Raw genomic sequence first — 22317 nt, forward strand, 5'->3', positions numbered from 1 at the left:
AGAGCATTCAGCTCAACCAGCGTTTACGACGGCGATAGTGTTTTACATCACGAAAACTCTTGCGCTCATCGCCACTCATGCCCAAATAGAATTCCTTGACGTCTTCATTCTCTGCCAGGGTTTTTGCGTCACCGTCCATCACCACACGTCCGGTCTCCAAAATGTATCCGTAATTCGCGTACCGAAGGGCGGCATTGGTATTCTGCTCGGCCAGCAGAAAACTCACCCCCTCCTCTTCATTGAGGCGGCGGACGTTCTCGAAAATCTCCTCCACCAATTGGGGGGCCAATCCCATCGATGGCTCATCAAGCAATATCATTCTTGGCTTCGCCATCAAGGCGCGGCCTATCGCGGTCATCTGTTGTTCGCCACCCGAGGTATAACCTGCCTGCGAACGACGACGTTCCTTAAGCCTTGGAAAGTAGTGATAGACCATTTCCAGATCGTCGCGTATCTCTTTGCGCCCCGCGCGCCTCGTGTAAGCACCTGTCATGAGGTTCTCTTCGACGGTCAGATGCTCAAAACAGTGCCGCCCTTCCATGACTTGTATGCAGCCGCGTTGTACCAGCTCGTGAGGGCTTAAATGTTGGATTTCTTCGCCTTCGAATTCGATGGAGCCTTTCGTTACTTCGCCACGTTCAGCGCGCAACAAGTTGGATATAGCCTTCAAGGTAGTCGTCTTGCCGGCGCCATTGGCCCCGAGCAATGCGACTATGCCTCCCCGTTCAACTTCAAGCGAGACGCCCTTCAACACCAGTATGACGTGATCGTAGATCACCTCGATATTGTTGACGGACAAAATCGTATTTGGCGCAGGTTGGGTATCCGCGCCTTTGCTGTGGGCCGGTAGCGACATCCTGAATTCCTCGAGAAGAATGGGCCAAGACCAGGGGACACGCCCCTGGTCTTGTACTCCCTACGACTAGTTGCAGCTACGCGGTGTGATACCGTTTTCTTCCGCGTATTTCTTGGAATCCTCCTCTACCAGCGGCCACACGATGTCGTCGAGCGGCGGGTAGAACTTGCTGACCAGATTCCAGCGTTTTGCCTTGGCGTCCCACTGTTGAACTGCCGCCTTGCCCTGGCCGCGATGATTGGCACAGCTCACCTTGACCTCATAGGTGAAGCCCTCCAGACCCAGTTCCTTGAGCCGGATGACGTTAACGTCGAGGTTCTCGAAACCATCACGGACCATCGCCGCGGTCGCCTCATTGGTATTGTGGATCTTCATTCCGGTGCGAATAGCCTCGGCAGTCCAGACAGCCGCGATCAAACCCCGGTTGTAAAGCACCTCGCCCACGCGATCGCGAAAATCGCCATCTACTGCCTTGCCCGCATCATAGACGTACTTGAGAATGTCTTTGTGCAAGGGGAAATCGGAACCGGCGGCATGGAATGCCAACGACTTGTAGCCGTGCGCCGCGTCTCCAGCCGGCACCACGTCGTTCTCGGAACCCGACCACCACACCCCGATGAAATGATCCATCGGATAGCGAATCGAGGCGGCTTCTTTGACAGCCACCTGGTTCATTACGCCCCATCCCCACATCAATACCCAGTCCGGACGCTCACGACGGATCTGCAACCAGGTCGCCTTCTGCTCCTGGCCAGGATGATCGACAGGCAGCAGTTGCAGGGTGTAACCGAACTTTTTCTCCATCTCTTCCAGGGTGCGGATCGGCTCTTTTCCGTACGCGGAGTTGTGATAGACCAACGCGATCTTCTTGCCTTTCAGCTTGTCCATTCCGCCTTCCTGTTCGGCGATGTGCTGAATGGCGATCGTAGCTCCATCCCAGTAGGTCAGCGGCACATTGAATACCCAGTCGAACACCTTCCCGTTCGCGGCCGATGTTCGACCATAGCCCATGGTGTACATAGGAATCTTATCCGCTGTAACTTTGGGGATCAGCTGATAGGTAATGCCTGTCGATAGCGGCTGATAGACAATCGCGCCATTACCTTCGTTCTTGGTCTTTTCGTAGCATTCGACACCCTTCTGAGTGTTATAGCCGGTCTCACAAGGCACCAGATTGATTTTGGACCCATTGATACCGCCATCTCGCTCATTCAACAAAGTGAAGTAATCCGAATAACCATTGGCGAAAGGAATACCGTTGGGGGCATAAGGACCCGTCCGATAATCCAGGGTTGGAATGGTAAGTTCATAGGCGGCGGCGCTACCGGCGAACAGCGATGCCACGAGCGCACCTCCCAATAGTTTCGTCATTTTCACGTTATGCTCTCCTCTTCTTTGGCTCACATGGCCGGCATCTCCGACCCCTCGCCCTGGGGTTAAAACCCCTTGGTCAGGACGAATCTCTTACCCGTGCCCCGCTAGTAGGGGAACGGCCACAATCTCAGTTTCTCTTTTCCGATCTGCCACAATCTGGCCAGGCCGTGTGGCTCGACAATCAGGAAGAAAATTATCAGCACGCCCATCAAGGTGATCTGCACATGTTCCGCAAAACCTGTACCAAATCCTAGCCCGTCGACAAACAAATTCTTCAGAAAGATGGGCAGCAGCATCATAAAGGCGGCGCCCAAAAATGATCCCATGATGCTGCCCAGTCCACCGATAATGATCATGAACAACACCAGAAACGATTTGTCGATGCCGAACGCCTCCGTCACCTCCGCCGACCCCAGCCAGATGGCGAACAGCAGCGCCCCTGCTATCCCAATGTAAAATGACGAAATCGCGAACGCTGTCAGCTTGGTCATCAAGGGACGGATACCGATGATTTCGGCGGCAATATCCATATCCCGTATCGCCATCCAGCTGCGCCCCGCCCGGCTTCGCACCAGATTCTTGGCAGTCAACGCGAAGACAGTCACCACGCTCAGTGTAAACAGATAAGTTATCGCGGGATTCGCCTCCGCTCCGGTGATTTGAATGCCAAACATCTCGCTGGGCGGCGCGGTAATCTGACCCGATGCATTGTAGTTGAAAAACCACGGCACTTTGTTGAACAACCAGATAATAAAGAACTGGGCAGCCAGTGTTGCCACGGCAAGATAGAAGCCCTTGATGCGCAACGACGGTATACCAAACAAAACACCAACAGCCGCGGTAATCCCACCGGACAAAACCATTACCACAATCAGATTGAGTTCTGGAAATGCCGTCATCAATTTATAGGTTGCGTAGGCGCCCACCGCCATGAAACCGCCAGTACCCAATGACAACTGCCCGCAATACCCCGTCAGGATATTGAGCCCGATCGCCGCCATGGCGTAGATCAGGAAGGGGGTCAACAACGCGTTGAACCAGTAATCGTTGCCGATGAAGGGCACTACAATGAACGCCACCAACAACAACCCCACTACGAACCAACGATCCTGGACTATCGGCAACAAACCCTGATCGGCCGCGTAGGAGGTCTTGAACTGTCCAGCCTCTCTGTAAAACATTTCCGCCCTCTCCCCTAAACGCGTTCGATGATCTTTTCGCCAAACAGTCCCTGCGGTCTAAATAGCAGGAACAGCAGCGCCAGCATGTAGGCGAACCAGTTCTCGATCGCTCCACCCACCATGGGACCAATATAGATCTCAGCCCACTTTTCGCCTACGCCGATTATCAGTCCGCCAATAATCGCTCCCGGAATCGAAGTGAATCCACCCAACATAAGCACCGGCAGTGCTTTCAATGCAATAAGCGATAGAGAGAACTGTATGCCCGATTTGGTGCCCCACATGATCCCGGCGACCAGCGCAACGACGCCGGCAACCGACCAGACGATCACCCATATGGTGTGTAAATTAATCCCCACGGAAAGTGCCGCTTGATGATCATCGGCAACCGCGCGCAGCGCCCGTCCAATGCGCGTCTTTTGAAAGAAAATCGCCAGAATCACTACCAGAACACCACCGGTGACTGCAGCAACGACCTCCAACTTCTCCACATAGAGCCCATAGCCGTCCAAGAGCCAATCGCTGGCGCCCTGCGGCAATCCTATGTCCAACAATTTGACATCGGAGCCCCACAAAATGTCGCCCATGCCCTCCAAGACATAGGTAAGCCCCAGGGTTGCCATGAACAGAATGATGTGCTCCTGATTGACCAGTTTACGCAGCACCAACCGTTCAATCAGCCACGCCAACCCGATCATCACGCCAACGGTACTGATCAGCGCCAGCCAGACCGGCATACCAAACTCATCCATGAACCCGACCAGCGTCAGGCCGGCAAAGAGCGCCATGACACCCTGAGCGAAGTTAAACACACCGGAAGCTTTAAAGATGAGCACGAACCCCAGCGCCACGAGGGCGTACATAACCCCGGCTGTCAGCCCGCTTATGGTTGCTTCGAGAAAGAAGAGCATACGCCTCGCCTCAGTTCACTAAACAGGTCAATCGTGCGGAACACCAAGATAGGCATCGATCACAGCCTGGGTCTTCTGCACCTCGTCGGGAGTACCATCGGCAATTTTGCCGCCATAATCGAGCACCACCACCTGATCGCACACATCCATGACCACGCCCATATCGTGTTCGATGAGGATGATCGTAGTACCAAACTCCTCGTTGACATCGAGGATATAGCGCACCATGTCCTCTTTTTCTTCGGTGTTCATGCCAGCCATAGGCTCATCGAGCAACAGCAACTCCGGCTCGGCCGCCAAGGCTCGCGCTAATTCGACACGCTTCTGCATCCCATAGGGTAGACGGCCGACCGGGGTCTTGCGCACGTGCTGGATGCGCATAAAATCGATCACCTCTTCGACGACCCGACGATGCTCGATCTCTTCGCGTTTCGCCGGACCCAGGTAGAATGCCTGCGCCAACAGGTTGGAGCGCATCTTGAGGGTGCGTCCGGTCATGATGTTGTCGAGCACGCTCATGCCCTTGAACAGCGCAATATTCTGAAACGTGCGCGCCACGCCGTTCCGGGCCGCCTCGTGTGGGTGCATGTACCGGCGTTTTTTGCCTTTGAATGTGATGTGACCTCCCTGGGCCTTGTAGAATCCATTGATCACGTTGAGCATCGAACTTTTACCGGCACCGTTGGGACCGATGATGCCGACGATAGAATGTTTGGGAACATCAAAGCTCACATTGGCAAGCGCCCGCACGCCGCCGAAGGAGAGTGAAATATCCTCTACCGCCAGCATGGTATCGCCGATGGGAAATGCCCTGTTCATTCGCTTTCCCCCCTAGCTCGCCTTGCGTAGCTCGGGTTTTGCCGGAGCAACGCGGGCATCCCGAATTTGTAAATTGGCTTCGATCGTGCCGCGACGCCCGTCTTCGAATTTCACTTCGGTGACTATATGACATTCATTACGAGCGCTATAAAGCGCGTCGACCAGAACGGCGTACTTCTCGGCGACAAACCCGCGCCGCACTTTACGCGTCCTTGTCAGTTCGTCATCATCCGGATCCAGTTCTTTGTGCAGGATGAGAAACCTGTGAACCTGTGATTCGCTCAGCAAGGGGTCCTCTACCAGCTGTTCGTTCACCTCATCGATACACTGCCCGATGATGTCGTAGACCTCTTTCTTGCCCGCCAGATCGGTATAGCCGGAATAGGCCAAACCACGCTTTTCAGCCCAGTTGCCCACCGATTCGAGATCTATGTTGATGAATACGCATACCTTGTCCCGATCATGACCGAACGCAACCGCCTCCTTGATGTGTGGAAAGAACTTGAGCTTGTTCTCGATATAGTTGGGAGCGAACACCGCACCGCTGGCCAACTTGCCGACATCCTTTGCGCGGTCGATGATCTTCAAGTGGCCGTCTTCGTCCAGTAATCCTGCATCCCCGGTCTTGAAGAAACCCCGTGCGTCCATCGTCTCCGTTGTCGCATCCTTGCGCTTGTAGTACCCGGCAAACAGCATGGGCCCGTTGACCAGCACCTCACCGTTGCCGGATATCTCAACCTCAACGCCCGGCGCCGGTACGCCCACGGTATCCAGTTTCACCTCACCATCTGGCTGCAGACAAACATACGCACACGTTTCGGTAGACCCGTACAGCTGTTTCAGATTGACTCCTAACGAGCGATAGAAACGAAACAGATCCGGACCGATAGCCGCTCCCGCGGTGTAGGCAACTCGAATCCTGCTCATGCCCAGGACATTGCGCAGCGGCGCATAAACCAGCAGATCACCAATGGCATATAACAGGCGATCTTTTGTTGAAACCTCTTTGGACCCTGCCAATAATTCGGCGCCGCAGCGACGAGCCACACCGAGGAAATAGTTGAACAGGCTGCGTTTGATCGCGCTGGCGTCCTCCATGCGAATCATCACCTGCGTTAACAGGTTCTCGTAGATACTCGGCGGGGCGAAATAGTAGCTGGGGCCAATTTCACGCAGATCCGTCATCACCGTATTGCTCGATTCAGGGCAGTTGATGCTGAACCCGGCCAGCAGTGCCTGGGCGTTGGAGAAAAGATAATCGCCCACCCAAGCCATAGGCAGATAGGAGAGTATGGTGTCGTTCGGACCTAAACGATCGAATTCGCAACCGCCGCGCGCCGATTGAATAAAGGCGTAGTGGGTCTGGCACACGCCTTTTGGTTTGCCGGTAGTACCCGAGGTGTAGAGAATAACGGCAATATCGCTGCTCTCGCCTTTTGCGACTTCCGCCTGGGTGTATCCAGGATTTTTCTCCAGAAATTCTCTGCCCCGCTTCTGGACATCATCGATGCTCTTTACATACGGTTGCTTGTAATCACGCAAACCGCGAGGATCGGCGTAAATGATCGTTTCGATCTTGGGGCAAACCTCCTTCATCTCCAGCAGCTTGTCAGTCTGCTCCTGGTCCTCCACCAGGGCGAAACGCACGTCCGCGTCATCCAGTACGTAGGCCATCTCCTCGGCCACGGCATCCTGATAAAGAGGCACCGGCACACCGCCGAGACTCTGGGCCGCGGTAAACCCCCAATAGAGCCGCGGACGGTTATCCCCGATGATGGCGAGCTTGTCGCCCCGCTTAAAACCCATGGCGGCCAGACCGCCCGCCAGGGCCGCCACCTCGTCCGCAACCTCCTTCCAGGTCCACGACTGCCAGATGCCGAGATTCTTCTCGCGCATGGCCGGGCGGTTGCCTCGCACCTGTGCATGGTGCGCAAGAAGTTTGGGAAACGTATCCATAGATTCGGGCGCAAGCACCACCTGTTCAGTCCCTCGCCGTTGCGTATCGGCAGTCATTTTACCTCCACGTCTTCGGCGCCTTGCCGCACAATCGCGCGGCGCGCCTCAGAGCCTCCTCAAAAGTCGATCACGATTCTGCTGGGCTGCTACGCCGTCAGACTCGAACCATTCTGCTCTTCTCATTCTGCTTCCTGGTCGCCATTGGCGTCGCGGAAGTCTAAATTCTCTAGTGTGCGGCGGGCACCCGGCCTCCACCGGCAAGCCTGTTTCTCCTTAGCGCGACATCAATACGGGAACGGTCATCTGCTCCAAAAGGTGACGGGTCACCCCGCCCAGCATCATCTCGCGCATGCGCGATTTCTGGTAGGCGCCGGAAACCAGCAGGTTAACCCCCTCGTCCGCCGCGCGTGACAACAGCACATCCCCCACGCGCACATCCGGCGCGTTGACATGTTGCGCTTCAGCTTTTACCCCATGGCGCGCCAGATGCGTACAGATATCGGCGCACGGGATATCGCCGTGGCCAGTGCCAGCCTCAGGATTGACCGCCATCACCAACACCTTTGTCGCGCGCTCCAGAAACGGCAGCGCATCGTTGACTCCACGCACGGCTTCGCGCCCCCCGTTCCAGGCCACCATGGCACGCACGGTGGTGAGATCGAAGTCGCCACTGTACGGCACCACCAGCACCGGGCGTCCCACGCCGATAACCACTCGATCGGGGAGATCACCCGGCACGCTGCCGGTGTTATGATCCGGATCGTTCTGTCCGACGATCACCAGATCAGTGTAGCGGCCATGGAGAATCACCTGCTCGATCAGGTCGTTGGCACTCAACGAGTTTTGGTTAATCTGGCGCCACTCGGCACTGACTTCCATTTTTCGAGCCTGTTCCTGGAATCGCTGGCCCCACGCCTCGCCCGTCTGCTGCACATCCCCGGTGTCACCCGGCGACAAATGACTGGGTGCGAAATCGGATACCGGCGTGTGCGCTTCCGCGAATAACCCGGTCAGGTGGGCACCGTGCAGCTGAGCGAGCTGCATCGCGATATCCACTCGGGCACGACTGCGCTCCGATCGATCCACATGAACAAGAATGTCCTTGATAGTCATGAATTCATCCCCCGGGGTAGCTGTTCTCGATGCCGATCCGCTTAACTATAGCGCGCCGCTCCCGTCAACGCCCTTTAAACTCAGGGGTGCGTTTCTCCAGAAACGCGGCCATCCCCTCTTTCTGATCGTCGGTAGCGAAACAGAGGCCGAATGCGTCGCTCTCCAGCACCAATGCCGCATCCAGCTCCAGATCCTGTCCACGCTGAATCGCCTCTTTGGCGAGTCGTACGGCCACCGGCCCGCGACTTGCCACCAGCCGCGCACTCTCCAGCGCCGCCTCCATGAGCTGATCGGGGGCCACCACCCGATTGACCAGTCCGATACTCTTCGCCTCGTCCGCCGTGACCTGGCGTCCGGTCGTGACCATCTCCATGGCCACTGCACGGCCGACCAGCCGGGTGAGGCGCTGCGTGCCACCAAAACCGGGTGTCACCCCCAAATTGACTTCGGGCTGGCCGAAAACCGCACGTGTGCTGGCATAGATCCAATCACAGCTCATTGCCAGTTCTGTGCCGCCCCCGAGGGCATAGCCGTTGACCACAGCGATCGTCGGCAGGGGGAGAAGTTCCAGACTGCGGCAGGTGCGCAACCCGAGTTCGGAAAAGGCCTTGCCCTGCAAGGCGCTCATCGCCTGCATACGCGAGATATCCGCACCCGCAACGAACGCCTTGTCGCCCGCGCCCGTAACCAGCAGAACCCGCGCATCCGCCTTGTCACCCACGGCGGCGACTGCGGCGCCGATTTCTTCAAGCGTCTCCTGATTCAACGCGTTCAATGCCTTGGGGCGATTGACCGTCAGCCGGTAAATACCGGCTTCGATCGCTTCGAGAAGAATGTTCTGATACGCCATAGTCTGTTATCTGGCCCAATCGGGCATCGGTCGGTCAGGTTTTGTAAGTGTAGAACCCACGGCCTGATTTTCTCCCCAGCAGGCCGGCATCCACCATCTTGCGCAGCAGCGGGCAGGGGCGGTACTTGGGATCGCCCAACTCTTCGTGCAGCACCTCAAGAATCGCCAAACAGGTATCCAGGCCAATAAGATCCGCCAGAGCCAGCGGCCCCATGGGGTGATTCATCCCCAGCATCATCACCGCATCGATTCCCTCCGCAGTCGCGATGTTTTCGGAAAGCGTGAAAATCGCTTCGTTGATCATTGGCATCAGGATGCGATTGGCTACGAACCCGGGACTGTCGTTCACCGCGACCGGCACCTTGCCAAGCTTCTCCGTAAGCCCGTGAACCAGGCGATACACCTCATCGCCGGTACGCATGCCACGGATAATCTCCACCAGCTTCATCACCGGTACCGGGTTCATGAAGTGCATGCCAATCACGCGCTCGGCGCGCTGCGTGGCAGCGGCAATTTTGGTAATCGAAATTGAGGAAGTATTGGTGGCCAGTACGGCATGCGCCGGACATATTCCATCGAGCGCCCGGAAGAGTTCGAGTTTGATCGCCTGGTTCTCGGAAGCAGCCTCAATGACGAGGTCTACAGATTCCATCTGCTGCAAATCATGCGTCGCCGATAACCGCGTCAGAATCACGGCCTTCTCGGAGGCGACCATCTTCTCTTTTTCGATCAGGCGATCGAGATTTTTGCTGATACGAGCGATGCCTGCTGCCGCACGCTCCGCAGTCGTATCCTGCAGGACTACCGGAATACCCGCAGCGGCGAATACCTGAGCGATACCATGGCCCATCGTTCCAGCCCCGACCACGCCGACCCGTTGAACGCTCATTGCCTGCCCATCCGGCTATGCTGCAATGCAGTAAAGGTTGCCGGAAGCGCAAACTCGGCACGGGTGCGATTCAAGAGCACGGCAATCTGCTGACAGGCAGGTGCGGAACTGCACACAATGAAGCTCCTCCTAAAGACTGCTGCTTGGGCATCGGCCCCGTTGGGTCATTCCCAACCGTTATTCTCGTAGTGCGGTTTTTGCGCTCCGTCCACAGGCAAAAGCCGCCAGATTGTTTATATCGGCCGATCATACGGGGTATATTTCTCCCTCCTCTGTCATTTGGCTGACAATCCCCGACAATCATGCGATCCCTAGAAGAGTTGCTCGCAATCAGCCCCTGGACGGCCGATCTGACAGGCGATCAAAGACGGCGTGTGGAATCGGACCTGATCGAGCGTGCCTATCCGGCGGGCGCCTCCATCTGCCATAAAGGAAAACCCTCGGATTCGTGGATCGGCGTTCTGGACGGCCTGGTCAAACTCAACTGCTTCTCACATGTCGGCAAGGCCGTCACTTTCGCAGGCATCCCCGCTGGGAGCTGGTTTGGCGAAGGATCGGTCCTGAAGGGTGAACCTCGCAAATACGACGTCATCGCGCTGCGTGATTCGCGTATCGTCTTTATGCCGGAAAAGACGTTCAACTGGTTGCTCGACAACAGTTTCCCATTCAATCGCTTTCTGCTGTTGCAGATCAACGAGCGCCTCGGCCAGTTCATCGGCATGGTCGAACATGATCGTTTGCTGGATCCCGATGCCCGAGTGGCCCGGGCACTGGCCTCGCTCTTCAACACCTACCTCTATCCCGGCGCCGAGACGCGCGTACAGATCTCGCAAGAGGAGTTGGGTTATATCGCCGGCGCTTCACGCCAGCGAGTCAACCAGGCATTACGTGTCCTCGAAGCGGCCGGGTTGGTCAAAGTGGACTATGGCATGATCACCGTGCTCAACGTCGAGGGTCTGCGGCACTTTGAAAGCGATGAACAACGTCCCGCACCGCCGGCCGGCTGAGCTTCGGTCCCGCCACTACATGTTCCGACGGTACTGCCCGCCCACTTCAAAGAGCGCTTGGGTTATCTGACCCAACGAACAGCACCGCACCGCGTCCACGAGCACCGCGAAGAGGTTCTCGTCATTGACCGCCGCCTGTTGCAGCCGCTTCAGCATCCGCGGCGCCTCATCCGCGTGACGCTGATGAAACTGCTGCAGCCGTTCGATCTGGCTCTGTTTCTCCTCGTCCGTGGAGCGTGCCAACTCGATCACCAGGTCTCCCGGTGGATTGGGGTTCATAAAGGTGTTGACACCAATGATCGGCAGACTGCCGTCGTGTTTCTTGCGTTCGTAGTAGAGTGATTCATCCTGGATCTTGCCGCGCTGATAGCCTGTCTCCATGGCGCCAAGCACACCGCCGCGTGCGGCGATCCGTTCGAACTCGCAAAGCACGGCTTCCTCGACCAGATCGGTCAATTCATCAATGATGAAACTGCCCTGGTTGGGATTTTCGTTGTACGCCAGTCCCCACTCGTTGTTGATTACCAGCTGAATAGCGAGCGCGCGGCGCACCGACTCCTCCGTCGGCGTGGTGATCGCCTCATCGTAGGCGTTGGTGTGCAGGCTGTTGCAGTTGTCATAGATCGCGATCAGCGCCTGGAGCGTGGTGCGAATATCGTTGAACGCCATCTCCTGCGCATGCAGCGAGCGCCCCGAGGTCTGGATGTGGTACTTGAGCTTTTGCGAGCGTTCATTGGCGCCGTATTTGAAACGCATCGTGGTCGACCAGATGCGTCGTGCCACGCGTCCCAGCACGGCATACTCCGGATCCATCCCGTTGGAGAAGAAAAACGAGAGATTGGGCGCAAAATCGTCGATGTGCATGCCGCGCGCCAAATAGGCTTCGACATAAGTGAAGCCGTTGGCCAATGTGAAGGCCAGCTGACTGATGGGATTCGCGCCCGCCTCGGCGATGTGATATCCGGAGATGGAGACCGAATAGAAATTGCGCACCCGTTGGTGCACGAAGTACTCCTGGATATCGGCCATCATGCGCAGCGCAAACTCGGTGGAGAAGATACAGGTGTTCTGTCCCTGATCCTCTTTCAGGATGTCCGCCTGCACGGTGCCGCGCACATTCTCCAGCGTCCACTCGCGAATCTTTTCGATCTCGTCATCGGTGGGATCGCGCCCGTTGTCGGTCGCGAACCGGGCAAGCTGTTGATCGATCGCAGTGTTGAAGAACATCGCGAGGATGCTCGGCGCCGGGCCGTTGATGGTCATCGACACCGACGTCGACGGGCTGCAGAGATCAAACCCGTCGTAAAGCACCTTCATATCGTCGAGCGTCGCGATCGAAACGCCGGAGTTACCCACCTTGCCGTAGATATCGGGACGTTCGTGAGGATCGTAACCGTAGAGCGTCACCGAATCGAAAGCCGTCGACAGCCGCTTGGCCTGCGAGTGTTCCGAAAGTGCTTTGAAACGGCGGTTGGTGCGGAAGGCATCTCCCTCGCCGGCGAACATGCGCGTCGGGTCTTCCCCCTCGCGCTTGAAGACGAAAACGCCGGCCGTATAAGGAAACGCCCCGGGTACGTTCTCCAGCAGCAGCCAGCGCAGCAGCTCGCCATGATCCTCGTAGCGCGGTAGTGCCACCTTGGGCACTTTGACACCGCTTAGACTGGTGTGATTGAGCGCGGTGCGAATCTCCCTGCCGCGGATTTTTACCACGTATTCGTCGCCCGCATAACTGGCTTTTATCGTCGGCCACTGGGCCAAGAGTTTCGCGGCGCGCGGATCGAGCGCCTCGCGCTGCGCACCGATCAATTCGTCGATGCTCTCGGTAACCTTGCCGCGTTCTTCCAACAAGCGTTTGGTCTCGTTCAGTTGCTGAAGAGAGCGAGCAACTCGCGCCTGCTTTTCGGCAGTCTGCCGATAATCGCGCACCGTTTCAGCGATCTCGGCCAGGTACCGGACGCGTTCCGGCGGCACAATAGCACCCTGCGCGGTGGAGCTGCGTACCGCCACCACCGGCAGCGCGCCGGTTTCGAGGTGCAGTCCTTTCTCCTTGAGACGCTCGGCCAGACCCTGGTAGAGCGCGGTAACGCCATCGTCATTGAAACGGCTGGCAATGGTGCCAAACACCGGCATCACCTCCGGAGCCTGATCGAATATCTCACGATTGCGCTGTACCTGTTTACGCACATCGCGCAACGCATCGTCGGCACCCTTGCGGTCGAACTTGTTGATCGCCACCGCATCGGCGAAATCGAGCATATCGATCTTTTCGAGCTGGCTGGCAGCGCCGAACTCGGGCGTCATCACATAGAGCGCGACATCCACCAGGGGAACGATGCCTGCGTCACCCTGGCCAATACCCGGTGTCTCGACAATCACCAGATCAAAGCCCGCCAGTTTTACGAGGGCCACGATCTCCTTGACGCTTTCAGGCAGCTCGCCCCTGGTATCGCGCGTGGCGATGGAGCGCAGATAGATATTGGGTGCATCGATGGCGTTCATACGGATGCGATCACCGAGCAGCGCGCCGCCGGTCTTGCGGCGGGTGGGATCGACCGCGAGGATGGCGATCTTCAGCCGATCGTGCTGATCGAAGCGAAAGCGTCTGATCAGCTCGTCCGTCAAGGACGATTTACCCGAACCCCCCGTTCCGGTGATCCCCAGCACCGGCACCGATAGACGCTGCGCTGCGGTCGCTTCGTGCAGCGCCGCCAGAAGTGACTTGGCCGCCGTGCCGTTCTCCAGGGCGGTAATGGCTCGTGACAAGGCGCGTCGATCGCCGGCAAGTATCGCGCTGAGGTCATCCGGTGCGCGGGCACCGGGATCGAAATCACTGCGGCTCAGCATATCGTCGATCATGCCCTGCAGACCCATCTTCTGGCCGTCCTCAGGCGAGTAGATGCGGGTCACCCCTGCGCTTTCGAGTTCCTTGATTTCCGCGGGAACGATCACACCGCCACCACCGGCGAAGACGCGGATGTCGGCGCCGTCGCGCTCGCGCAGCATCTCGACCATATACTTGAGATACTCTACGTGACCGCCCTGGTAGGAGCTGATAGCAATGGCGTGGGCATCTTCCTGGAGGGCCGCGTTGACGATCTCCTCTACCGAGCGATTATGACCCAGATGGATCACCTCGGCGCCTGCCGCCTGCAGGATACGGCGCATGATGTTGATGGAAGCGTCGTGGCCGTCGAAAAGACTGGCCGCCGTAACGAAGCGCAGGTTACGTGCTTTGGCGTGTTCTCTGAGGGCACCGGGATGGGCCGCGACTTTGGCTTTCGGCATGGGGACCTCCGCAGGGCCTGTTCGGGTGTTGAACCGCGGGATATCTCGCCGGCACCCCGTCGCTAAACCGCCTCGGGTATGCTAGGTATTTCCCGAACAAGCGGGTATTCTCACACTCCGTTTGCGTAAGCGTCAAATAAGAATCATCTTCAACTAGGAGGAGTATCGGATGAAACTGGGAAAGACGGTAGAAGAACTCTCCATCGGCGAAAAGTCTGTCTTTGAAAAGACAATCAGCGAGAGCGATGTCTACCTGTTTGCAGGCATTACCGGTGACATGAACCCGGCCCACATCAATGAAGTCTACGCGGCCAAGACGGCTTTCAAGGGCCGCATCGCTCACGGCATGCTGGTAACCGGCTTCATCTCGACGGTGCTGGCCATGCAGCTGCCGGGGCCGGGCGCGATCTACATCAGCCAGCAGGTCAAGTTTCTCGCCCCTGTCCATATTGGCGACACGGTGCGCGCCGAGGTGGAAGTGATCGACATCAACGCGGAGAAAAACCGGGTGACGCTGCGCACCTGTTGCTACAACCAGGACGATGTGCAACTCATCGAGGGGGAAGCGTTGGTCAGTCCAGCAAAAAAGAAACACAAGAGTTAGGTGCGGCAATACCCTACAGGAGAGTAATCAGCGGGAGCGACCGATGGCTCTACTCGACCCTAGTACCGGTGATTTCGATGCATTGCGCGACAATTTCCGCTGGGACATTCCCCGCGAATTCAACATAGCCCAGGCGACCTGTTTCACCAATGGCGCAGCTGACGACGCAGTGGCCGTCTTCTATGAAAACGCCCAGGGAGACGAGACGCGCCACACCTTCGGTCAGATTCGTGATCATGCCCGGCGCCTGGCCAACGCCCTCCAGGCGATGGGGGTGGAGCGCGGCGACCGTGTCGCCATCATCCTTTCGCAACGGCCCGAGACAGCCATCGCGCATACGGCGATCTACGCCATCGGCGCGGTGGCATTGCCACTCTCCATCCTCTTCGGCCCGGATGCACTCGAGTATCGGTTGACCAACAGCGGCGCGCGAGTGGTGATCACCGATGCCGCGCGACTTCCGGTCATCGAGGGAATACATCCGCGCCTGCCCAGATTGCAGTCGGTACTGGTCTGCGGCGACCCGCCGGAGACGGGTAGTTTCTGGGAAACACTGCGCGAAGGGGCTACGACACCAACCGACGTGGTCACCACCGCCGATGACCCGGCGCTGCTCATCTACACCTCCGGGACCACAGGACCGCCCAAAGGAGCGCTGATTGCACACCGTTCGTTGATCGGCAATCTCCCCGGTTTCGAGCTGTCACAGAATTTCTACGGACAAACCGGAGGGCTGTTCTGGACACCAGCCGATTGGGCATGGACCGGTGGACTCATGGACGCCTTACTGCCGACCTGGTACTACGGGAAACCGATCCTGGCCTTCGAGGGCAAAGGCGCTTTCGATCCGGAGCGCGCCCTGGGGCTGATGGCGAAATACGGCGTGAACAACAGCTTTATTCCTCCGACCGCCATGAAGATGCTGATGCAGGTGCCCCATATCGACCGTTACGAACTCAGCCTGCGGGCAATCATGTCCGCCGGCGAGCAGGTGGGCGAACACCTCATCGAATGGGCGCAGGACACCCTGCGGGTGCCGGTCAACGAGATGTGGGGGCAGACCGAGTTCAACTACCTGGTGGGCAACTGCAGCGCGGTGCTGCCTGTAAAACCGGGCTCCATGGGACGCCCCTATCCCGGTCACTGGGTGGACGTCATCGACCCCGAGGGTCGCCCCATGCACGTGGGTGAAATCGGCGAGCTGGCCGCGCGCCGCGACGATCCGGTGATGTTTCTCGGCTATTGGGAAAACGCGGAGGCGACGCGCAAGAAATGCGTCGGCGAATGGTTTCTGACCGGGGACGCCGGCTACCGTGACGAGGATGGCTATCTCTGGTTCGTCGGCCGTAACGATGACGTCATCTCCAGCGCCGGATACCGTATTGGCCCCGGCGAGATCGAAGACTGCCTGCTCAAGCATCCCGCCGTCGCGCAGGCCGCGGTAATCGGCGCCCCGGACGCGTTACGCGGCAGCATCGTCAAAGCCTATCTGGTATTGACGGAGGGGGTTCAACCCAGCGCAGAACTCACCCGCGAGATCCAATCGGTCGTCAAGAACCGGCTCGCCGCCTATGAATACCCGCGCGAGATCGAATATATTGCCCGGCTACCGCTGACCACCACCGGCAAAGTGCGGCGCACCGAGCTGCGCGAAATGGATCGCGAAAAAAGGGAGCAATCATGAGCCAACCGGAGATTACAGACGACATCGAAGGTCTGCGCCACATTCTGGCCAACACGCATTCCATCGCCGTCGTAGGGCTTTCGGCCAATTGGAATCGTCCCAGTTACTTTGCCGCCAAATACCTGCAAGATCACGGCTACCGCATCATCCCGGTCAATCCACAGTACGCGGAGGTGCTGGGCGAGAAGTGCTACCCGAGCCTGGCGGACATCCCCGATCCGGTAGATGTGGTCGATGTGTTTCGCAAACCGGCTGACGTTCCGCCGCTGGTGGCGCAGGCCAGGGCGATCGGCGCCAAAGTGTTCTGGATGCAGCTTGGGGTGATCAACGAGCGAGCCGCGCGCGAGGCGCTCGAACTCGGTCTGGAGGTGGTCGAAGACCGCTGCATGAAGATCGAGCACGCGCGACTCTTTGGCGGACTCAATTTCATCGGCATCAACACCCGCGTCATCTCCGCCAAACGGCCGCGTTACATCGCCAATTGAAACTGCTTGTGAGAGCATTGAGTTCTTTTAACGCAAAGTCGCAGAGACGCCAAGGACGCAAAGAAAAACCTATTGAAGAAATCCTTGGCAAACTTTGCGCCTTTGCGTCTTTGCGTTAAAAGACTTCAGTGCCCTTTCATGAGACCCGTTACTATGCCAGATCACGAATACGGTTTTGAAACGCTCTGCCTGCACGCCGGCCAGGTGCCCGATCCGGCCACCGGTGCGCGCGCGGTGCCGATCTACCAGACCACCTCCTACGTCTTCGACGACGCCGACCATGCCGCAAGCCTCTTCAACCTGCAGACCTTCGGCAACATCTACACCCGCTTGATGAATCCGACGACCGCGGCATTCGAGGAACGGGTGGCGGCACTGGAAGAGGGACGCGGTGCGTTGGCCACCGCCAGCGGCATGTCGGCGCAGATGACCTGCCTGCTGACTCTGCTGGAAACCGGCGATGAACTGGTCTCCGCCAGCACACTCTATGGGGGCACCTATTCCCAGTTCGACGTCAGCTTCCGCAAGCTGGGCATCAACACCACTTTCGTCGATCCCGACGACCCGGAAAACTTCGCCCGCGCCATCACTCCCAGGACCAAGGCGCTCTACGCCGAGACCATCGGCAATCCGCGTATCAATGTGCTCGATATTGCAGCCGTCGCAAAAATCGCTCGACAAGCCGGCATTCCGCTGATTATCGACAACACCTTCGCCACGCCGTTTCTCTGTCGCCCCCTGGAGCACGGTGCCGACATCGTCGTGCACTCGGCGACCAAGTACATGGGCGGTCATGGAACCTCCATGGGCGGCGTGATCGTCGAGTCGGGGCGTTTCCCCTGGGACAACGGCAGGTTTCCGATGATGACCGAACCCTCGCGGGGTTATCACGGGGTGATTTTCTTCGAAACCTTCGGCGACTTCGGCTTCATCATGAAATGCCGCGTCGAGACGCTGCGCACTTACGGCCCGGCCATGAGTCCGTTCAACGCTTTTTTGATGTTGCAAGGACTGGAAACGTTGCCGCTGCGCATGGAGCGCCATTGCGACAACGCGCAGAAAGTGGCCGAGTTTCTCGACGCCCATCCGTTGGTGGCAATAGTCAACTACCCGGGACTGAAGAACAATCCGTATCACGAACTGGCACGCAAATACACGCCGCGCGGCCCCAGCGCCATCCTCACCTTCGAGATCAAAGGCGGCGCCGCAGCGGGGGAGCGCTTTATCGAGGCTTGCCAGTTCCTCAGTCATCTCGCCAATGTCGGCGATGCCAAAACCCTGGTGATCCATCCGGCTTCGACGACCCACCGCCAGCTCAGCGAAGAGCAGCAGCGTAACGCCGGAGTTACACCCGGAATGATTCGAATCTCGGTGGGGCTCGAGACCTGCGACGACATCCTGTGGGATATCGATCAGGCCCTCAACAGATCGCAGCTCGGGTAGCGCCGCATCGACGCTGTTTATCTGCGCACTGGAGCGTCGATGAGATTCAGGATGTGCTGGTAGTATTTGGCCGCTGCGATTTTCCGCGGCGAAATGCCCTGGACATCTTCGCGGTGCGGATCGGCGCCGGCCTGCAGGAGCAGCTTCACGGTGCCGAACGAGCGCTGATCGACCGCGGCGTGCAACGCGGTGCGGCCTTCGCGGTCAGGCGAACTGGCATCGGCACCGGCCTCCAGCAGCGAGCGTACCAACTCCGTATCCCCGCGCTCTGCCGCCATCACGATGGGCAACGCGCTGCCTTTCGCGTCACCTCCGGCCCTGGCGCCATGCGCAAGCAGGCTCTTGGCTGCCTCGATGTGCCCCAAACGCATTGCAACCACCAGGGCCGAAACTCCGCTGCGATCGCTGGCGTTGCTGTCCGCGCCACGAGCCAGCAACTTCTCAAGCAACGCTGCCGGAGGGGCCGACGGGGCGCTCACCAGCGCAATCAACGCGCCGTGCGCATTGCGCTTCGGATCCGCCCCAGCCAGCAGCAACCGCTCCGCTACGGCGTAACGCTGTTTGAGTATCGCGCGCATCAACGGCGAGTCGCCATCCTGCGGTTCGGGATCCACTTCCGCGCCCGCCTCGATCAGCCTGGCGACCAGCGCCACATCACCTACCTCGCTGGCTATCATCAGGGGCGTTTCGCCACGCAGGTTGCGATGATTGACCTCGGCACCGGCATTCAGCAGCTGATCGACGATGGTGCGATGGGAGCCGCGCAGCGCGTGGAACAGAGCGGTTTCACCGCGTCGATCTTCGCGGTCCGGGGCTTCCACTGCGAGTTGCGCCGTGACTTTGTCTGCCTCTCCCGACAGGACAGCCGCCATCAGCGCCGACTCCGGTGCTTGAGTCCGATCGGATGGTTCCAAAAGCGCTGCCAGTGCCGTCTTCTTATCGGAAGCCAGCGCCAGTACCCGATAGGCTTCGTATTGCGTTCCCAACCGAGCAGCGTAATCCACAGCCGTCCTGCCTTGCCTGTCACGGCGGTCGACCCGCGCGCCATGCTCAAGCAACAGGCGAATCATCGGCACGTTGAGGTGGGTGGCGGCAATCATCAGCGGAGTCTGGCCATGGTAATAACTGGCAGACTGATTAGGGTTGGCGCCAGCCTTCACCAGAAGCCGTGCGATATCGACACGCCCCCGGTCAACGGCCGCCGGCAACGGACGGTCACCCTGAAAGTGTTGGTTCACATCCAGCCCTTGCGCCAACAGTCTCTGGACGGACTCCACATCGGCGCGGTGGATCGCCAGCATCATCGCACTGATGGGCGACTGTGGCGTCCTCACGCAGGGCGGACGCAGAACGTTGAGATGGGACGGATCGATCCCCTGCACAGAGCAGGCCCAATCGATGCGGCCGCTGCCTCGGGCAATGGCTGGAAACAGGGTCAATGCACTGCCGGCGCCGAGGCTGGCGTCAAACTCGATATGGATGACACCACCACGCAGCACCGTCACCGCTCGCACCGGTTCCGGAGCGACCGTTTCCGGTGCTGGCAAGCCCAGCGTTCCGTTGTCACCGGGCATATCGCCTTGCGACCAGAAATATTCCTCGACCTGAGTTCGGACCATGGCGGCAGCCTGCAGACCTTGAACGACCTTGGCACTGGTCAAATAGTGATCCACCTGACTGCGTTGCGACAGCTGCAAATAGCTCACCGCCAGAATCACCAGTACCACCCCAGCCATGATGGAAGCACTGCGCACGCGTAGCGGCTAGTGAGTTGGTGCGCGGGTCAGCACGTCGGTGGTGTTGCCCGCTGGGACGCGCCGCTTCATTGGGCGACCGACTGATAGTCACGCTGCAAACGATCGACCTCGCGCTCGGCAGATCGGAGTGGACTGTTGTAGCGGCGCATACACTTGTTCCACGCGGTATGTTCGGCGGCGGTTACCGTACTCGCTTTGCGCTCCTTGGGATCGTGGCCACAGCGATCGTAGGCCTCCTCGCGCAGCGCCTGATGGCGTTGTTTCGACTGTTCAAGTTCGCTCTTCAGCGAATCGCGGACCTCACCAGCGCCCTCACGCTGTTTGCGTGCCCAGGCCAGCGCGCAACGATATTGTTCCTTCTCGTTAATCAGGTCCTGGCGGCGCTCCTCGAATTGCTTGTTGCCGCCATAACTGCGTTTGCTCGCCTGTTGCCCAAGAAAATCCTCCAGGCGTTTCTCGCTGCGCTCGAGGGATTCCCGCCAGCGCTCTTCGGAACCCGACAATTTTGACAGAATACGCCGCGTATCACCGATCGGACCCGGCAGGCCAAGCTTGCCACAGTATTCACTATCGCCTTTGCGCGTGACCGAGAGGACAGTGCGGTCGTTGCTGACCGCGGATATCCCCTTCTTCTGCACTTCCGGCGGAGGTGTTTGACTAAAGTGGACCTGACCGTTCTCGTCTACCCAACGGTAGAACTTGGCTGCCTGAGCTGACGTCGCGCCCAACAGGGCGGCGATAAGCACAACAGCGATCCCGGCGTGGCGACGATGTGTCCCTTGAGCATTCATGTGCTGCCTACTCCCACCATCAGTCTCGCTCCACCGCGCAGCAGTTGTTGTTGTGAGTCGCTTTTGGAGTTCGATAATACCCTGTGTGCAATTGCAGCGCCAAACCGGTAGAGTAAACCGCCAAGCGGGGTCAGAAGCTCCTCCAGCCTTGTTGCCCCCTAATACAGGATGGCTGTTTGACGTTCACACATCAGTTACGTCCCGAATCCGGTTAACTACCGCGGGCGATCGAACTTCCGACCATGGTAACCGGCCCTCTCCCTTACCTGTATCTTGTGCTCACCACCCTGTTCTGGTCAGGTAACTTCGTCATCGGCCGCGGCGTGCACGATATTGTCCCGCCCATCGCGTTGTCGTTCTGGCGCTGGGGAGTGGCACTCCTGATCCTGCTGCCTTTCGCCACCCATCATCTCTGGCGACAACGCGCACTGGCCCTTAAAAGCTGGCGATTTCTGGTCACCCAGGGCGTCCTTGGGGTCGCAGGTTTCAACACGCTTGTGTATCTCGGCCTGCAGTCGACAGGCGCCATTAACGCGGTACTGGTCAACTCCACCGTTCCGGTGATCATTGTCTTTATCAGCTACACCCTCTACCGGGAGCGCATCACGCCCCGCCAGGGAATCGGCGGATTGATATCGCTGCTTGGAGTGATCTGGGTAGTAACCCGGGGAGCGCCGCTGACGATCTTCGCCCTTGATGGAACGGTGGGCGACCTCTGGGTACTCGCCGCCGCACTCACCTGGGCCAGTTACTCCGTGTTGCTTCGCCACTACCCGGAAGGACTGCACCCCCTCGCCTTTCTGCTTGCCATCATCATCGCCGGTCTCGTGGCGTTGGCACCGTTCTACGCCTGGGAACATCAAAGTGGTCGAGTAATCCGTTTCGACCGCCCCACGCTGCTGAGCGTCCTCTATGTGGCGTTGTTTGCGTCGGTTCTGGCTTTCATCTTCTGGAATCGAGCAGTACGCTGGGTGGGCGCCAATCGGGCCGGCATATTCGTCCATCTGATGCCGGTTTTCAGTACCCTGTTGGCCATCGCCTTCCTGGATGAGCACCTCCAGAACTATCATCTGTGGGGTATTGCGGCCGTTGCCAGTGGCATCATGCTGACGACCCTGCGGATTCCGGGGCGTACCGGGAAACGTGGCGCCGGTTGATGTAGATCACCCACTTGGCTTCACGGAAAGCACGATCAAGGGCAAACTAACTAACACTGGTTGATCCATACCAAAAGAAACTAGAACCTATCTCAAAATCCCCCGCCAGCTGTGCCGGTCGCTCGTGGTTTCAGCGCCAGGCGCGGCGAGCGTGG

18 protein-coding genes are annotated in these 22317 nt (G+C 58.5%); 6 read left to right on the plus strand and 12 right to left on the minus strand.

What is annotated here, in order from left to right; all coding sequences use genetic code 11:
* Window positions 1-7: 7 nt before the first annotated feature.
* The 9 genes from DWQ09_07665 to DWQ09_07705 all read right to left on the minus strand — a co-directional run bounded on the left by DWQ09_07665 (window position 8) and on the right by DWQ09_07705 (window position 9949).
* Window positions 8-856 carry an ABC transporter ATP-binding protein gene (locus DWQ09_07665; protein KAA3628542.1) on the minus strand — a complete coding sequence of 283 codons (849 nt, stop codon included), beginning with the start codon at window positions 854-856 and terminating at the stop codon, window positions 8-10.
* A gap of 66 nt (window positions 857-922) precedes the next feature.
* Complete coding sequence (locus DWQ09_07670) at window positions 923-2227, minus strand: ABC transporter permease (GenBank protein KAA3628543.1); 1305 nt, start codon at window positions 2225-2227, stop codon at window positions 923-925.
* Between the two features lie 107 nt (window positions 2228-2334).
* The gene (locus DWQ09_07675; GenBank protein ID KAA3628544.1) at window positions 2335-3411 is read right to left on the minus strand and encodes a branched-chain amino acid ABC transporter permease; all 1077 of its coding nucleotides are present in this window, start codon (window positions 3409-3411) and stop codon (window positions 2335-2337) included.
* A 14-nt stretch (window positions 3412-3425) separates the two neighbouring features.
* Window positions 3426-4322: a branched-chain amino acid ABC transporter permease gene (locus DWQ09_07680; GenBank protein KAA3628545.1), complete on the minus strand. Its 897-nt coding sequence runs from the start codon at window positions 4320-4322 to the stop codon at window positions 3426-3428.
* 27 nt (window positions 4323-4349) lie between these two features.
* Complete coding sequence (locus tag DWQ09_07685; GenBank protein KAA3628546.1) at window positions 4350-5141, minus strand: ABC transporter ATP-binding protein; 792 nt, start codon at window positions 5139-5141, stop codon at window positions 4350-4352.
* A gap of 12 nt (window positions 5142-5153) precedes the next feature.
* Window positions 5154-7097, minus strand: coding sequence for a long-chain fatty acid--CoA ligase (locus DWQ09_07690; protein ID KAA3628635.1), 1944 nt, complete (start codon window positions 7095-7097; stop codon window positions 5154-5156).
* Window positions 7098-7370: 273 nt separating this feature from the next.
* Window positions 7371-8210, minus strand: a complete 840-nt coding sequence (locus DWQ09_07695) for a universal stress protein (GenBank protein ID KAA3628547.1) — start codon at window positions 8208-8210, stop codon at window positions 7371-7373.
* A 64-nt stretch (window positions 8211-8274) separates the two neighbouring features.
* Window positions 8275-9060: an enoyl-CoA hydratase/isomerase family protein gene (locus DWQ09_07700; GenBank protein KAA3628548.1), complete on the minus strand. Its 786-nt coding sequence runs from the start codon at window positions 9058-9060 to the stop codon at window positions 8275-8277.
* A 34-nt stretch (window positions 9061-9094) separates the two neighbouring features.
* Window positions 9095-9949 carry a 3-hydroxybutyryl-CoA dehydrogenase gene (locus tag DWQ09_07705; GenBank protein KAA3628549.1) on the minus strand — a complete coding sequence of 285 codons (855 nt, stop codon included), beginning with the start codon at window positions 9947-9949 and terminating at the stop codon, window positions 9095-9097.
* A gap of 302 nt (window positions 9950-10251) precedes the next feature.
* On the opposite strand from DWQ09_07705, the gene DWQ09_07710 reads away from it, so the two are divergent.
* Entirely contained in the window at window positions 10252-10956 is a 705-nt protein-coding gene (locus DWQ09_07710) for a Crp/Fnr family transcriptional regulator (protein KAA3628550.1), read from the plus strand.
* Between the two features lie 15 nt (window positions 10957-10971).
* Here DWQ09_07710 and DWQ09_07715 read toward each other — a convergent pair whose 3' ends face one another.
* Window positions 10972-14241: a methylmalonyl-CoA mutase gene (locus DWQ09_07715; GenBank protein KAA3628551.1), complete on the minus strand. Its 3270-nt coding sequence runs from the start codon at window positions 14239-14241 to the stop codon at window positions 10972-10974.
* Window positions 14242-14410: 169 nt separating this feature from the next.
* Between DWQ09_07715 and DWQ09_07720 the strand changes: the two genes are divergently transcribed.
* The 4 genes from DWQ09_07720 (at window position 14411) to DWQ09_07735 (ending at window position 18457) form a co-directional block, all read left to right on the plus strand.
* Entirely contained in the window at window positions 14411-14845 is a 435-nt protein-coding gene (locus DWQ09_07720; GenBank protein KAA3628552.1) for an enoyl-CoA hydratase, read from the plus strand.
* A gap of 43 nt (window positions 14846-14888) precedes the next feature.
* Window positions 14889-16529 carry an AMP-dependent synthetase gene (locus DWQ09_07725; protein KAA3628553.1) on the plus strand — a complete coding sequence of 547 codons (1641 nt, stop codon included), beginning with the start codon at window positions 14889-14891 and terminating at the stop codon, window positions 16527-16529.
* A complete protein-coding gene (locus DWQ09_07730; protein KAA3628554.1) occupies window positions 16526-17014 on the plus strand; it encodes a CoA-binding protein in 489 nt (162 codons plus the stop codon). The genes DWQ09_07725 and DWQ09_07730 overlap by 4 nt, the downstream gene beginning before the upstream one ends.
* A 153-nt stretch (window positions 17015-17167) precedes the next feature.
* On the plus strand, window positions 17168-18457 hold the full coding sequence (locus tag DWQ09_07735) for an O-acetylhomoserine aminocarboxypropyltransferase/cysteine synthase (GenBank protein ID KAA3628555.1): 1290 nt from the start codon (window positions 17168-17170) through the stop codon (window positions 18455-18457).
* A gap of 17 nt (window positions 18458-18474) precedes the next feature.
* On the opposite strand, the gene DWQ09_07740 is transcribed toward DWQ09_07735, so the two are convergent.
* Together DWQ09_07740 and DWQ09_07745 are read right to left on the minus strand one after the other, a co-directional pair.
* Entirely contained in the window at window positions 18475-20193 is a 1719-nt protein-coding gene (locus tag DWQ09_07740; protein KAA3628556.1) for a hypothetical protein, read from the minus strand.
* Between the two features lie 86 nt (window positions 20194-20279).
* Window positions 20280-21005, minus strand: coding sequence for a DUF4124 domain-containing protein (locus tag DWQ09_07745; protein ID KAA3628557.1), 726 nt, complete (start codon window positions 21003-21005; stop codon window positions 20280-20282).
* A gap of 242 nt (window positions 21006-21247) precedes the next feature.
* On the opposite strand from DWQ09_07745, the gene DWQ09_07750 reads away from it, so the two are divergent.
* Entirely contained in the window at window positions 21248-22162 is a 915-nt protein-coding gene (locus DWQ09_07750) for a DMT family transporter (GenBank protein KAA3628558.1), read from the plus strand.
* The last annotated feature ends 155 nt before the right edge of the window (window positions 22163-22317 follow it).

This window comes from Pseudomonadota bacterium (assembly GCA_008501635.1).
Classification (GTDB): domain Bacteria; phylum Pseudomonadota; class Gammaproteobacteria; order QQUJ01; family QQUJ01; genus QQUJ01.